This is a genomic window from Saccharopolyspora sp. 6M (assembly GCF_020176775.1).
Taxonomy (GTDB): domain Bacteria; phylum Actinomycetota; class Actinomycetes; order Mycobacteriales; family Pseudonocardiaceae; genus Saccharopolyspora_C; species Saccharopolyspora_C gregorii.
Genome location: NZ_JAIUJZ010000114.1, coordinates 1 through 13,071 on the forward strand (window position 1 = coordinate 1; position 13,071 = coordinate 13,071).

Consider the following 13,071-nt stretch of genomic DNA (forward strand, 5'->3'; position numbering starts at 1 on the left):
CCCCGGCACCCGCCAACCCACCCCCCCTCTCGCGGGGCCCGGCCCTGGGTCTGCACCCCCCCCCCCCCCCCCCCGGAGGTCGTGCCGGACTACCCGATCTCGGCGATCAGGTCGCCGCCCTCCACCTGCTGCACCCGGCCGATGGCGAGCCGCTTGACCTGGCCGGCCTGCGGCGCGGTGATCGCGGCCTCCATCTTCATCGCCTCGATCGTCGCGATGGTCTGCCCGGCGGAGACCTCATCGCCTTCGGCGACGGCGAGCGTGACCACACCGGCGAACGGGGCGGGCACGTGGCCGGGATTACCGCGGTCGGCCTTCTCCGCCACCGGCAGGTCGGTGGCCACCGAGCGGTCCCGCACCTGGATGGGCCGCAGCTGGCCGTTGAGGATCGCCATCACGGTGCGGATGCCGCGCTCGTCGGCCTCGCTGATCGCTTCGAGCCCGATGAGCAGCCGCACGCCCGGGTCGAGGTCGACGGAGTACTCCTCGCCGGGCCGCAGCCCGTAGAAGAAGTCCTTGCTGCGCAGCAGCGAGGTGTCCCCGTAGGCCTCGCGGTGCTCGGTGAACTCCTTGGTGGGCTTGGCGAACAGCAGCCGGTTGAGCGTGCCGCGGCGGTCGTCCGCCAGCCCGGTCCGGTCCTCCGCGGTGAGCTCGGCGAGCTTCCGGCCACCGGTGCGCCCTTCCAGCGCCCGGGTGCGGAACGGCTCCGGCCAGCCCGCGGGCGGCTCGCCCAGTTCGCCCTGCAGGAAGCCGATGACGGAGTCCGGGATGTCGAACTTGCGCGGCTCCGCCTCGAAGTCGGCGGGGTCGACGCCCGCACCGACCAGGTGCAGCGCGAGGTCGCCGACGACCTTCGAGGACGGGGTGACCTTCACGAGCCTGCCGAGGATGAGGTCGGCGGCCTCGTACATGGCCTCGATCTCCTCGAACTTGTCGCCGAGGCCGAGCGCGACGGCCTGGGTGCGCAGGTTCGACAGCTGCCCGCCGGGGATCTCGTGCCGGTACACGCGGCCGGTGGGCGCGGCCAGGCCGGCCTCGAACGGCTGGTAGATCTTGCGCACCGACTCCCAGTACGGCTCCAGGTCGCACACCGAGCGCAGGTCCAGCCCGGTGGCCCGGTCCGTGTGGTCGGTCGCCGCGACGACCGAGGACAGCGCGGGCTGCGAGGTGGTGCCCGCCAGCGAGGCCACGGCCCCGTCGACCGCGTCCACCCCGGACTGCACGGCCGACAGGTAGGTGGCCAGCTGCCCGCCCGGCGTGTCGTGGGTGTGCAGGTGCACCGGCAGGTCGAACTCGCGGCGCAGCGCGGTGACGAGCTCGGCGGCGGCGGGTGCGCGCAGCAGCCCGGCCATGTCCTTGATGGCCAGCACGTGCGCCCCGGCCTCGACGATCCGCTCGGCCAGCCGCAGGTAGTAGTCCAGCGTGTAGACCTCCTCCGCCGGGTCCAGCAGATCACCGGTGTAGCAGAGCGCCACCTCGGCGACGGACCTGCCGGTGTCCCGGACGGCCTGGATGGCGGGGCGCATCTGCTCGACGTCGTTGAGCGCGTCGAAGATGCGGAAGATGTCGATGCCGGTGTCGGTGGCCTCCTGCACGAAGTGCTCGGTCACCTCGGTCGGGTAGGGCGTGTACCCGACGGTGTTGCGCCCGCGCAGCAGCATCTGCAGGCAGATGTTCGGCACCGCTTCGCGCAGCTTCGCCAACCGCTCCCACGGGTCCTCGGCGAGGAACCGCAGCGCCACGTCGTAGGTGGCGCCGCCCCAGCACTCCAGGGACAGCAGCTCCGGCGTCATCCGCGCCACGTGCGGCGCGACGGCCAGCAGGTCCTTGCTGCGCACCCGGGTCGCCAGCAGCGACTGGTGGGCGTCGCGGAAGGTGGTGTCGGTGACGCCGACGGCGTCGGACTCCCGCAGCCAGCGGGCGAAGCCCTCCGGGCCGAGTTCGGTGAGCCGCTGCTTGGAACCGTCCCGCGGCGGGGCGCTCAGGTCGGCCTCGGGCAGCTTGAGCACCGGGTCCGCGGCGGTGGGGCGCGGCCCGTTCGGCTGGTTCACCGTCACGTCGGCCAGGTAGTTCAGCAGCCGGGTCCCGCGGTCGGCGGAGTGCCGCGCGGTCAGCAGGTGCGGGCGCTCCTCGATGAAGGAGGTGGTGACCCGGCCGCCCGCGAAGTCGTCGTCCTCCAGGACCGCCTGCAGGAACGGGATGTTCGTGGCCACGCCGCGGATCCGGAACTCGGCGAGGGCGCGCCGGGCGCGGGCCACCGCGGTCCCGAAGTCCCGGCCGCGGCAGGACAGCTTCACCAGCATCGAGTCGAAGTGCGGGCTGATGCTGGTGCCCGCGAACGCGGTGCCGCCGTCGAGCCGGATGCCCGCGCCGCCCGGCGAGCGGTAGGCGCTGATCATGCCGGTGTCCGGCCGGAATCCGTTGGTGGGGTCCTCGGTGGTGATCCGGCACTGCAGCGCGGCGCCGCGCAACCGGACCGAGTCCTGCGTCATGCCCAGGTCGGCCAGCGTCTCGCCCGCGGCGATGCGGATCTGGGACTGCACGAGGTCGGCGTCGGTGACCTCTTCGGTGACGGTGTGCTCGACCTGGATGCGCGGGTTCATCTCGATGAACACGTGCCTGCCCTGCTCGTCGACGAGGAACTCGACGGTGCCCGCGTTCACGTACCCGATCTTGCGGGCGAAGGCGACGGCGTCGGCGCAGATGCGTTCGCGGAGCTCGGGGTCGAGGTTGGGGGCGGGCGCGATCTCGATGACCTTCTGGTGCCGCCGCTGCACCGAGCAGTCCCGCTCGAACAGGTGGATCACTTCGCCGGTCGCGTCGGCGAGGATCTGCACCTCGATGTGCCGCGGGTTCACCACGGCCTGCTCCAGGAACACCGTGGGGTCGCCGAAGGCGGATTCGGCTTCCCGCATCGCGGCTTCCAGGGCTTCGCGGAGCCCGCCGAGCTCGGCGACGCGGCGCATCCCGCGGCCGCCACCGCCCGCGACGGCCTTCACGAACACGGGGAACGGGATCGTCTCCCCCACCGACATGAGCTCGTCGATGTCCGCCGACGGCGCGGAGGAGTCGAGCACGGGTACGCCCGCTTCGCGGGCCGCGGCCACTGCGGTGGCCTTGTTCCCGGCCATTTCGAGGATCTCGTGGCTCGGCCCGACGAACGTGATGCCCGCGTCGTGGCAGGCCTTCGCCAGGTCCGGGTTCTCGGAGAGGAACCCGTAACCGGGGTAGATGGCGTCGGCGCCCGCGGTCTGCGCCGCCTTGATGACCTCCTCCACCGAGAGGTAGGCGCGCACCGGGTGGCCCGGTTCGCCGATCTCGTAGGACTCGTCGGCTTTCAAGCGGTGCAGCGAGTTGCGGTCTTCGTGCGGGAACACCGCGACGGTGCCCGCGCCGAGCTCGTAGCCCGCGCGGAAGGCTCGGATCGCGATTTCGCCACGGTTGGCGACGAGGACCTTGCGAAACATGCCGGCTACCTCCTGGACAGGTGTCGGACGGTCCCGAAACGGTACCGCGAAAATTCCGCCTGACGAGAGAATCAAGGGGTGACCCACGTCATCCGACCGTAATGACCTGCGAGGACACCGAGTGCGCACAAGCCCTGCGGGAAAGAAATATCCTTGATTTTCCCTTTTCTGCAAGATCGGGAACATGATCCGCCGCTGCCGCCGGACCGCCCCGCAGCACCATCGGACCACCCCGCGGCCGGGATCACCGGGTGGCGCGGGTCAGCTCTTCTCCAGGTATCCGGCGCGGCCCTCGTCCACGACCTCGCCGACCATCCGCGCCAGACCCGGGTGCGCGCGCAACGACGGGTCCTCGGCGACGTAGCGCTGCGCGGCATCCCGGGCCTCGGCGATGACATCCTCGTCCCGCAGCAACGACAGCATCTTCAACCCGGAACGGCGACCGGACTGGGCGGCACCGAGCACATCACCCTCGCGGCGCAGCTCCAGATCCAGCCGGGCCAACTCGAAACCGTCCGTGGTGGACGCGACCGCGTCCAGCCGGTCCCGCGTGGAGGTGCCCGCCATCGCCTCGCTCACCAGCAGGCACAGCCCGGGGGCCGAGCCGCGGCCGACGCGCCCGCGCAGCTGGTGCAGCTGGCTGACCCCGAACCGGTCCGCGTCCATGATCACCATGACGGTCGCGTTCGGCACGTTCACCCCGACCTCGACGACGGTGGTGGCGACCAGGACGTCCAGCTCGCCCGCGGCGAACGCCTGCATCACCGCGTCCTTGTCGTCGGCGGCGAGCCTGCCGTGCAGCACGCCCAGCCGCAGCCCGGACAGCGGCCCGCCGCTCAACCGCTCGGCCACGTCGAGCACCGCCAGCGGCGGGCGGCGCTCGTCGGTGCCCGCGCCCGCGTCCTCGGGTTCTTCCACGCCGTCGTCGGTGCTCGGCTTCTTCTTCCCCTTCTTCGGCGGGTTCTGCTCGTCGTCGCCGATGCGCGGACACACCACGTACACCTGGTGCCCGGCGGCGACCTCCTCCCGGATCCGCTGCCACGCCCGGTCCAGCCACGCCGGTTTCTCCGCCACCGGGACCACGCTGGTGCTGATCGGCGAGCGGCCGCTGGGCAGTTCGCGCAGCGCGGAGGTCTCCAGGTCGCCGTACACGGTCATCGCGACGGTCCGCGGGATCGGCGTCGCGGTCATCACCAGCACGTGCGGCGCGGATTCGGTGCCGCCGCGGGCGCGCAGCGCGTCCCGCTGCTCCACGCCGAAGCGGTGCTGCTCGTCGACCACGACGAGCCCGAGGTCGGCGAAGGACACCCGGTCCTGGATCAGCGCGTGCGTGCCGACGACGATGCCCGCCTCCCCGGACGCGGCCTCCAGCAGCGCCTTCTTCCGCGCGGCGGCGGGCAGCGAACCGGTGAGCAGGGTGATGCGGGTGGCCCGCTCGGGCGCGCCGAGCTCCCCGGCGGTGCTCAGGTCGCCGAGCAGTTCCGCGAGCGACCGGGCGTGCTGGGCGGCGAGCACTTCGGTGGGCGCGAGCATCGCGGCCTGCCGTCCGGCGTCGACGACCTGCAGCATGCCGCGCAACGCGACGACGGTCTTGCCGGAACCCACTTCCCCCTGCACCAGCCGGTTCATCGGTTGCTCGGCGGCGAGGTCGGCGGCGATCTCGGTGCCGATCTCGGCCTGCCCGGCGGTCAGCTGGAACGGGAGCCTGCCGTCGAAGTCGGCGAGCAGCCCGTCCTCGCGCCGCGGGCACGCCGGGGCCGGGTTCTCGTGCGCCGATTCGCGCAGCCGTGCCAGCACCAGCTGCACCGCCAGCGCCTCGTCCCACTTGAGCCGGTTCTGCGCGGCGGCGACCTCCGCGTGGTCCTTCGGCCGGTGGATCTTGCGCAGCGCGGTCTCCAGCCCCAGCAGGCGGTGCTCGGCGCGCAGCTCCGCAGGCAGCGGATCGTCCGCGCCGTCCCAGGTGTCGAGCACCTGGCGCACGCAGCGGGCGATGGACCAGGACGGGAGGCCCTGCGCGGACGGGTAGACGGGGATCAGCGCGCCCGCGAACTCCTCCACCGCCGAACCGGCCCGCTCCGGGTCGTCCGAGTCGAACAGCTGGTACTCGGGGTGGGAGAGCTGGAACGAGCCGCGGTAGGCGGTGACCTTGCCCGCGAACATGCCCTGCCGCCCCGGCAGCAGTTCCCGCTCCCGCCACGCCTGGTTGAAGAACGTGCAGGTCAGCGAGCGGTGCCCGTCGGTGATGCGGGCTTCCACGATGGTGCCGCGGCGGGAACGCATGCTGCGCTTGGAGACGCGGTCCACCTTCGCCAGCACCGTCACGTGCTCGTCGAGCTCCAGCCCGGCGATCGCGGTCAGCTCACCGCGCTCGGCGTAGCGGCGCGGGTAGTGCCGCAGCAGATCGCCCACAGTGGACAGACCGAGCGAGGATTCCAGCGCCTCCCCGGTCTTCGCGCCCAGCACCCGGTCGAGCCCCGTCTCCGAAGTGGTCATGCCGCCCTGCCCGTGTCGCCCGTGCCCCGCCGTACCCGCTCCGAAGTTATCGGACGGGGACGTCCGGAGGGCGGACCGGTCCGCCGAGCGACCACCGCGTCGCACCGTGTCCGCTGCCCGTTTTCCCGCCGCGGCGGGGAGAACTCCGCCCGGCTACTCCACGCCCAGCAGCAGCGCGGCGGGCAGCGCGCCCGCCGGGTAGCAGGCGCACTCCACCTCGGGGCGGTGCCGGGCGAGGTGCTCGACGATCCGGTCGGCCGCCGCCGCGGGCGCCCGATCGCCCACCAGCACCGTCACCAGCTCGCCGCCCGCGGTCAGCATGCGGTCCACCAGATCCCGTGCCACCGCGGGGAAATCGCGGCCCACCAGCACGACCTCGCCGTCCACCAGGCCCAGCACGTCGCCGGGAGCGCAGCGGCCCGCCCAGGTCAGCGCTTCCGACTCGGCGATGCGCAGTTCCCCGCGCCGGGTCGCGGCCGCGGCCTCCGCCATCACCACCGCGTCGTCGGCGCTGCGGCGGGCCGGGTCGTGCACGGCCAGCGCGGCGAGGCCCTGCACCGGGGACGCGGTCGGCACCACCACGACGTCCCGGCCGTCGCGCACGGCGCGCTTCGCGGCCAGCTCGGCCCGCTCGCCCAGCCCCTCCTCGTTGGGCAGCAGCACCACGTGCGCGGCGCGGGTCCGCTCGATCGCCGCGACCAGGTCGGACACCTGCGGGTCCGCGTCCCCCAGCGGCAGCACCTCGGCCCCTTCCGCGCGGAACAGCTCGGCGAGCGCGTCCCCCGCCACGCAGGCGAGCACCGCCTGCCCCACCGGGTGGGCGACCGCCTGGTCGGCGAAGCGCTGCACCCGGATCCGGCTGGGCCTGCCGGTCTCGACGCCCGCCTCGATCGCACCGCCGATGTCGTCGCAGTGCACGTGCACCGCCCACGCGCCCGCACCGTCCCCGACCACGGACACGCAGTCGCCGAGCTCGCCGAGCGCGGTGCGCAGCCGGTCGACCCCGTCCGGTTCGGCCCCGGCCAGCAGGTACATCACCTCGTACGCGTAGCCGCCCTGCTCGGCGGGAACGGCGACGTCCCCCGCCGGCGGATCCGGGGCGAGGCGCACCCGGTCGTGCACCACCGCGTGCAGCGCGTCCAGCAGCACCACCAGCCCGCGCCCACCCGCGTCGACCACCCCGGCGGCGGCCAGCGCGGGCAGCTGGCCGGGGGTCCGCGCCAGCGCCTCGATCGCCGCCGCGGTCGCGGCGCGCACGACCTCACCCAGCTCGTCGCCCGCGTCGCCGGTCCCCTCGGCGGCGGCGCGCAACACCGAGAGCATGGTGCCGTCCACCGGTTCCGCGATCGCCTCCGCGGCGAGCGCGGACGCCTGGTGCAGCGCGGCGCGCAGCGCGGCACCGTCCATCGAGGTCGCCGCGCGCAGCTGCTCGGCCACGCCCCGCAGGACCTGCGAGAGCAGCATCCCGGAGTTGCCGCGCGCCCCCGAGACCGCGCCCGCGGCCAGCGCGCCCAGCACGTCGCCCAGCACGTCCGGAGCGCCTTCGACCGCCGCCAGCGCCGAGCTCATGGTGTGCAGCAGGTTCGTCCCGGTGTCGCCGTCGGCCACCGGGTACACGTTGATCCGGTCCAGCGCCGCCCGGTCCCGCTCCAGCGCGGCCACCGATTCCCGCGCCCAGCTCCGGGCCGCCTCCGCGCCGAACTCCGGCGCCTTCGGACTTCCCACCACATCGCGAAGCCTAGGCCAACGGTCCCGCGCGGGGCCCGCGCCCGACGCGGTGCCGGGACCGCCCGCGGCCGCCGAGCCCCCGGCGCGGCCGGGCGCGCGCACCCCCGGCTGCGCCGCATGTCAGGGGCCGCCGGAGCCGTTCGGGCCGTGGGGTAGGCTTACCGGGTCCCGGGTGGCGATGACCCAGGGCACCCGTAAGGCATGCAGGTCCGAACCGGCTCCGCGCCGGGAGGAGATCGCCGGTTCCTGGCGAGCAGCAAGCCCAGCGGTACGTGGTCCGGTCCGCTCAGCGGGCGGGATCCCCAAGCGGGCAGCGCTCGCGTGGACTCATCGCCGCAACCGAACTCAGGCTTCCCCGCCGCGGGCGTGGGAGGACGTCGAACGCAAAGTTAAGGGGTGTCTGACGTGGCTGCCGTCTGCGACGTCTGCAGTAAGGGTCCGGGCTTCGGTAACTCGGTCTCGCACTCCCACCGGAAGACCCGTCGCCGGTGGAACCCGAACATCCAGACCGTGCACGCCAAGTTCGGTCTGTCGCAGCGCAAGCGCATGAACGTGTGCACCTCCTGCCTGAAGGCGGGCAAGGTCACGCGCGGCTGAGCGCCTGCCGCTAGCGCGAACCCCGGGACGAACCGACGTCCCGGGGTTTTTGCGCGCCCGGCCCCGGTTCAGGGGTGGTGGTGCCGCCAGCGCGGACCGATCTCCGCCCACTCCTGCTCCCACGCCGCCAACCGCCGCCTGCCCACGTACCAGCGCGCGGCGGCGAACAGCCCGCCGAGCACGAGGCCCGAGCCGAGCAGCACGGCGGCCCCCGCGGTCCCGGCCGCTTGGGTGGCTTCGGAGCGGGTGCGCGGCGGCGGCACCGGCCGGCCCTGCGGGTCGACCCAGATCTGCAGGGTGTCGGCGAGCCGGGTCCCGGTGGGCACTTCGACGACGGCCACGCGCTGCGGTTCGGGCCCCCACCCGACGGCGACGGACCGCACGACGGCGGAGTCCTGCCCCGGCACGTCGGAGAGCACGCGGGCGGTGACCTCGTGGCGCTGGGCGCGTTCGGCGTTCACCTGCCCCAAGTGGTCCCGCAGCACGGCTTGGGACGCGACGAACGAACAGATCAGCACCACCACCGCCGCCGCCGAGAGCACGAGCAGCGCGACGGGTTCGAACAGGTCGGTCCGGCGCCGCAGCGGGTTGGCCCCGGGCCACACCCCGCGCCGCAGCCGCGCCAGGACTCCTCCACTGACCGGGCCGGCACCCATGACGAGCCTTCTTCCGTCGGCGAGCACAAGTCCACCGCAAGGGTCGAATCTACGACCGGCGCTGGGCGAAAGCCATCCGCCGAAACGGGAGGTGGGGCGGCCGGTTCCGATCACGGTGCGTTGATCCGGAGCGCACGGGAGAGCACGTCCGGCCGCCTGTCGCAGGGCGGCTGCGGGGACCGTCGTCGATGCGTTCGAGCTGGTGGGGCGGGACGGACGAGCGCGGCGGGCGGGCCGCCGAGCGGGATCGGGGACCCGCGCGCGAACTCAGGCCCGGCGGGTCGCCACGACGGAGGTCGTCACAGCGCGTCGCCACCGGCCGGTGCGGCGACCGGGTGCGGCGACCGTCAGGGCAGCTTCCAGTCGACAGGCTCGGCGCCCGCGCGCCGCAGGATCTCGTTGGCCCGGCTGAACGGCCGGGTGCCGAAGAAGCCGCGGTCGGCGGACATCGGGCTCGGGTGCACCGATTCGATGCGCTCGACGCCGGGCATCAGCTCCCGGGTGCTGCGGGCGTCGTTGCCCCAGAGGATCGCGACCATCGGCTGCTCGCGGGCGGCGAGCGCCCGGATCGCCTGGTCGGTGACGGCCTCCCAGCCCTTGCCGCGGTGCGAGGCCGACTTGCCGGGCTGCACGGTCAGCGCCCGGTTCAGCAGCAGCACGCCGTTCTCGGTCCACGGCGTCAGGTCGCCGCTGGTGGGCGTGGGATGGCCCAGGTCGTCGCAGTACTCCCGGAAGATGTTGATCAGGCTCTTGGGCGGCCGCACGCCGGGAGCCACGGAGAAGCTGAGCCCGACCGGGTGCCCGGGCGTCGGGTACGGGTCCTGGCCGACGATGAGGACGCGCACGTCGCGGAACGGCTGCCGGAAGGCGCGGAGCACGTCGTCCCCCGCGGGCAGGTACTGCCGTCCGGCGGCCACCTCGGCGCGCAGGAAGTCCCCCATCGCGGCGATCCGGTCGGCGACGGGTTCCAGCGCCTCGGCCCAACCGGCTTCGACGACCTCGTGCAGCGGACGTGCCATGGTCGCGCACTCTAGCGAGCGCGCTCGATCCACTTCCCGCCGCCCCGGCGGGCAGCACCGCGGAGCCGTCAACGTGTTGTGCCCCACACAGCGGCGCGTCATCATCGACCCCCGGGCGAGCCATTCCTCCGGCCGAACGATCGAGATCTCCATAACCGCCCGTGACCAGCGTTTCGGCCTCGGCCAACCCCTCGGCCACCACAGGGCACAAAGCGACTGCGAGGTGATGCATTAGGCATGACCACAATTATCGAAACGGACACAAGTAGCCGTTTTGGTGGCCAGGAGGGAGCCGCTGGGCTAAGTTCCCCAGTACTCCAAACGTGTTCACGCACCGTGGACGGCACGACCCGGAGGTGGCACACACCCTCATGACTGCACAGGAAACGGAAGAGCTCACCCCGGAACGGCGATCACTGCTCCGGCGCGCGGTCGGCGCCGCGGCAATCGGGAACACGACGGAGTGGTACGACTTCGGCGTGTACGCCTACGTCGCCGCCTACGTGGGCCACCAGTTCTTCCCCGGACCGTGGGAGACGGTCTCCGCATTCGGCGTGTTCGCGATCTCGTTCCTGCTGCGTCCCCTGGGGAGCATGTTCTTCGGTCCGCTGGGGGACCGCATCGGACGCCAAAAGGTGCTGGCGATCACGATCCTGCTGATGTCCGGATCGACATTCATCCTCGGCTGCCTGCCGAACTACGACACGATCGGACTTCTCGCACCCGTTCTGCTGTTGTTGTGCCGGATGGTGCAAGGGTTCTCGACCGGTGGTGAATACGGTGGCGCGGCCACCTACATCGCCGAGTACGCACCGAATCGGAAACGCGGTTTTTACGGCAGCTGGCTCGAATTCGGCACGCTCGCGGGATTCGGTCTCGGCGCGCTGGTGCCGACGATCCTGATCCTCGTCCTGCCCGCCGAGTCGATGGAGTCCTGGGGCTGGCGGATCCCGTTCCTGCTGGCCGGACCGCTCGGCCTGATCGGGCTCTACCTGCGGTCCAAGCTGGAGGACACGCCGGCGTTCAAGAACCTGGAGCAGAGCGACAACCTGGCCCGTTCGCCGCTGAAGTCCCTGGTGCGCGAGTACTGGCGACCGCTGCTGATCCTGATGGGCGTCGTGGTGCTCATCAACGTCGCGAACTACACGATCCTGACCTACATGGAGAGCTACCTGACCGACACCTTGCAGATCCCGGAGGGCCGGGAGTACGAGGTGCTGGTGCCGCTGCTCCTGGTGGTGGCGCTGATGATGGCGGCGATCACGCCGGTCGGCGCGCTCTCGGACCGGATCGGGCGGAAGCCGCTGTTCCTGTCGGCGGCGATCTGCTTCATCGTGCTGCCGTACCCGGCTTTCCTGCTGATCTCGCAGGGCACGATGCTCACCACGATGCTGGGGCTGGCGCTGCTGGGCGTGGGTCACCTGCAGCTGATCGGACCGCTGGCGGCGACGCTGCCCGCGATGTTCCCGACGAAGGTGCGGTACGCGGCGTTCAGCGTCGGCTACAACCTGTCCACGGCGGCGTTCGGCGGTACCGCGCCGCTGATCAACGACTGGGCGGTGACCTACACCGGGAACTCGTTCTTCCCGGCGTTCTACCTGATGGGGGCCGCGGTGGTCGCGCTGGTCCCGATCCTGCTGATGAAGGAGACGGCGCGGAAACCGCTGATGGAGGAGGCCGACTCACCCGGCACCTCCGCTCCGGCGACCGGCTGAGCGGATGCGCGCGAAGGCCCGGCGGGAACTCCCCGCGGGCCCTTCTGCCGTCCGGAGCCGCTCAGGTGGTCAGCGCCAGTGCTCCCAGCCGACGGCGCCCTCGTAGGTCGCGCCGTCCACGGTGACCCCTTCGCCCTCCACGACTTCACCGACGGCGCGCCAGCCCTCGGGCAGCGCCTGCTCCGGCGGGAAGGTCGCCACCAGCGCGTGGTCCTCGCCGCCGGTGAGCACCCAGTGCCGGGCGTCCGCGCCCAGCGCCGAGGCGACCTCGGTCAACCGCTGCGGCACTTCGATCAGCTCGTCGCGCAGGTCGATGCCGACCTGCGCCGCCGCCGCGACGTGCCCCAGGTCGGCCAGCAACCCGTCCGAGACGTCGATCATCGAGGTGGCGCCGGCGTCCGCGGCCAGCGGACCCGCCGCGTACGGCGGCTCCGGCACCCGCTGCGCCCCGACCACCGCTACCGGCGAGCGGAACCCGCGCCCCAGCACCGCCAGTCCCGCGGCGGCCCAGCCGAGCCGCCCCGCCACGGCCACCACGTCGCCGGGGCACGCCCCGGAGCGGGTGACCGGCGTGCGGCCCTGCAGGTCGCCCAGCGCCGTGATGGAGATCGTCAGCGCGGGCGCGGTCACCATGTCCCCGCCGATGAGCCCGGCGCCGACGCGCTGCGCTTCTTCCCACATGCCCGCCGAGAGCTCGTCGACCACCGAGGTCGGGGTGTCCGGCGGGCAGCCGAGCCCCACCAGCAGCCCGGTCGGCACCGCCCCCATCGCGGCCACGTCGGAGAGGTTCACCGCCACGGCCTTGCGCCCCACCTGGTGCGGCGTCGACCAGGCCAGCCGGAAGTGCACCTGTTCCACCAGCACATCGGTGGTGGCGACGATCCGGCCGTCCGGTGCGGCGAGCACCGCGGCGTCGTCACCGGGACCGAGCAGGGTCGCGGCGGGCTGGGCCCGCCCGGAGGTCACCCGCTGGATGAGGCCGAACTCACCGGCCTCGGACACGGTCTGGTCCTGCGCCGAAGTGTCCGAACCCACGTCAGACCTCCCTTTCTTGAGCATCCGCTCGGCCCGATGGGGTAGCTTTCTCCCAGTTTCCTACCCCGCGCACCAGGCCGAGACGAAGGGGCACGCCGTGGTTCAGGCATACATCCTCATCCAGACCGAAGTCGGCAAGGCCGCCGCCGTCGCCGCCGAGATCTCCGGCTCCACCGGCGTGATCACGTCCGAGGACGTGACAGGTCCGTACGACGTGATCGTGCGCGCCGAGGCCGAGAATGTCGACCAGCTGGGCAAGATGGTCGTCGCAGGCATCCAGAACGTGGAAGGCATCACCCGGACGCTGACGTGTCCGGTCGTACACCTGTGAGCGCCCGCTTCCGGGCATTCCGGTCCCGCG

At 72.6% G+C, this 13,071-nt stretch carries 9 protein-coding genes; 3 read left to right on the top strand and 6 right to left on the bottom strand.

The annotated features are described in order from the left end of the window. Positions 1 to 89 precede the first annotated feature (89 nt). The 3 genes from LCD31_RS16490 to LCD31_RS16500 form a co-directional block, all read right to left on the bottom strand. A complete protein-coding gene (locus LCD31_RS16490; protein WP_224959226.1) occupies positions 90 to 3,467 on the bottom strand; it encodes a pyruvate carboxylase in 3,378 nt (1,125 codons plus the stop codon). A gap of 261 nt (positions 3,468 to 3,728) precedes the next feature. Continuing rightward, entirely contained in the window at positions 3,729 to 5,960 is a 2,232-nt protein-coding gene (gene recG, locus LCD31_RS16495) for an ATP-dependent DNA helicase RecG (RefSeq protein WP_224959227.1), read from the bottom strand. A gap of 153 nt (positions 5,961 to 6,113) precedes the next feature. Further along, positions 6,114 to 7,688, bottom strand: a complete 1,575-nt coding sequence (locus LCD31_RS16500) for a DAK2 domain-containing protein (RefSeq protein WP_308012529.1) — start codon at positions 7,686 to 7,688, stop codon at positions 6,114 to 6,116. A 405-nt stretch (positions 7,689 to 8,093) separates the two neighbouring features. Between LCD31_RS16500 and rpmB the strand changes: the two genes are divergently transcribed. Beyond that, the gene (gene rpmB / locus LCD31_RS16505) at positions 8,094 to 8,285 is read left to right on the top strand and encodes a 50S ribosomal protein L28 (RefSeq protein WP_224959228.1); all 192 of its coding nucleotides are present in this window, start codon (positions 8,094 to 8,096) and stop codon (positions 8,283 to 8,285) included. A 68-nt stretch (positions 8,286 to 8,353) separates the two neighbouring features. Here the strand turns inward: rpmB and LCD31_RS16510 are convergent, their stop codons facing one another. Together LCD31_RS16510 and LCD31_RS16515 are read right to left on the bottom strand one after the other, a co-directional pair. After that, positions 8,354 to 8,941: a hypothetical protein gene (locus LCD31_RS16510; RefSeq protein WP_224959229.1), complete on the bottom strand. Its 588-nt coding sequence runs from the start codon at positions 8,939 to 8,941 to the stop codon at positions 8,354 to 8,356. Positions 8,942 to 9,288: 347 nt separating this feature from the next. Then, on the bottom strand, positions 9,289 to 9,960 hold the full coding sequence (locus LCD31_RS16515) for a uracil-DNA glycosylase (RefSeq protein ID WP_224959230.1): 672 nt from the start codon (positions 9,958 to 9,960) through the stop codon (positions 9,289 to 9,291). 371 nt (positions 9,961 to 10,331) lie between these two features. Here LCD31_RS16515 and LCD31_RS16520 point away from each other — a divergent pair, with 371 nt between their 5' ends. Further along, complete coding sequence (locus tag LCD31_RS16520) at positions 10,332 to 11,675, top strand: MFS transporter (protein ID WP_224959232.1); 1,344 nt, start codon at positions 10,332 to 10,334, stop codon at positions 11,673 to 11,675. A 69-nt stretch (positions 11,676 to 11,744) separates the two neighbouring features. On the opposite strand, the gene LCD31_RS16525 is transcribed toward LCD31_RS16520, so the two are convergent. Then, on the bottom strand, positions 11,745 to 12,710 hold the full coding sequence (locus LCD31_RS16525; protein ID WP_224959234.1) for a thiamine-phosphate kinase: 966 nt from the start codon (positions 12,708 to 12,710) through the stop codon (positions 11,745 to 11,747). A gap of 97 nt (positions 12,711 to 12,807) precedes the next feature. Here LCD31_RS16525 and LCD31_RS16530 point away from each other — a divergent pair, with 97 nt between their 5' ends. Then, positions 12,808 to 13,041: an Lrp/AsnC ligand binding domain-containing protein gene (locus LCD31_RS16530; protein ID WP_184481871.1), complete on the top strand. Its 234-nt coding sequence runs from the start codon at positions 12,808 to 12,810 to the stop codon at positions 13,039 to 13,041. Positions 13,042 to 13,071: the final 30 nt, after the last annotated feature.

Excerpts from the sequence above, each read along its gene's own strand:
- recG (WP_224959227.1), bottom strand. The coding sequence starts at position 5,960 with ATGACCACTTCGGAGACGGGGCTCGACCGGGTGCTGGGCGCGAAGACC.
- LCD31_RS16510 (WP_224959229.1), bottom strand. The coding sequence starts at position 8,941 with ATGGGTGCCGGCCCGGTCAGTGGAGGAGTCCTGGCGCGGCTGCGGCGC.
- LCD31_RS16490 (WP_224959226.1), bottom strand. The coding sequence starts at position 3,467 with ATGTTTCGCAAGGTCCTCGTCGCCAACCGTGGCGAAATCGCGATCCGA.
- LCD31_RS16520 (WP_224959232.1), top strand. The coding sequence starts at position 10,332 with ATGACTGCACAGGAAACGGAAGAGCTCACCCCGGAACGGCGATCACTG.
- LCD31_RS16515 (WP_224959230.1), bottom strand. The coding sequence starts at position 9,960 with ATGGCACGTCCGCTGCACGAGGTCGTCGAAGCCGGTTGGGCCGAGGCG.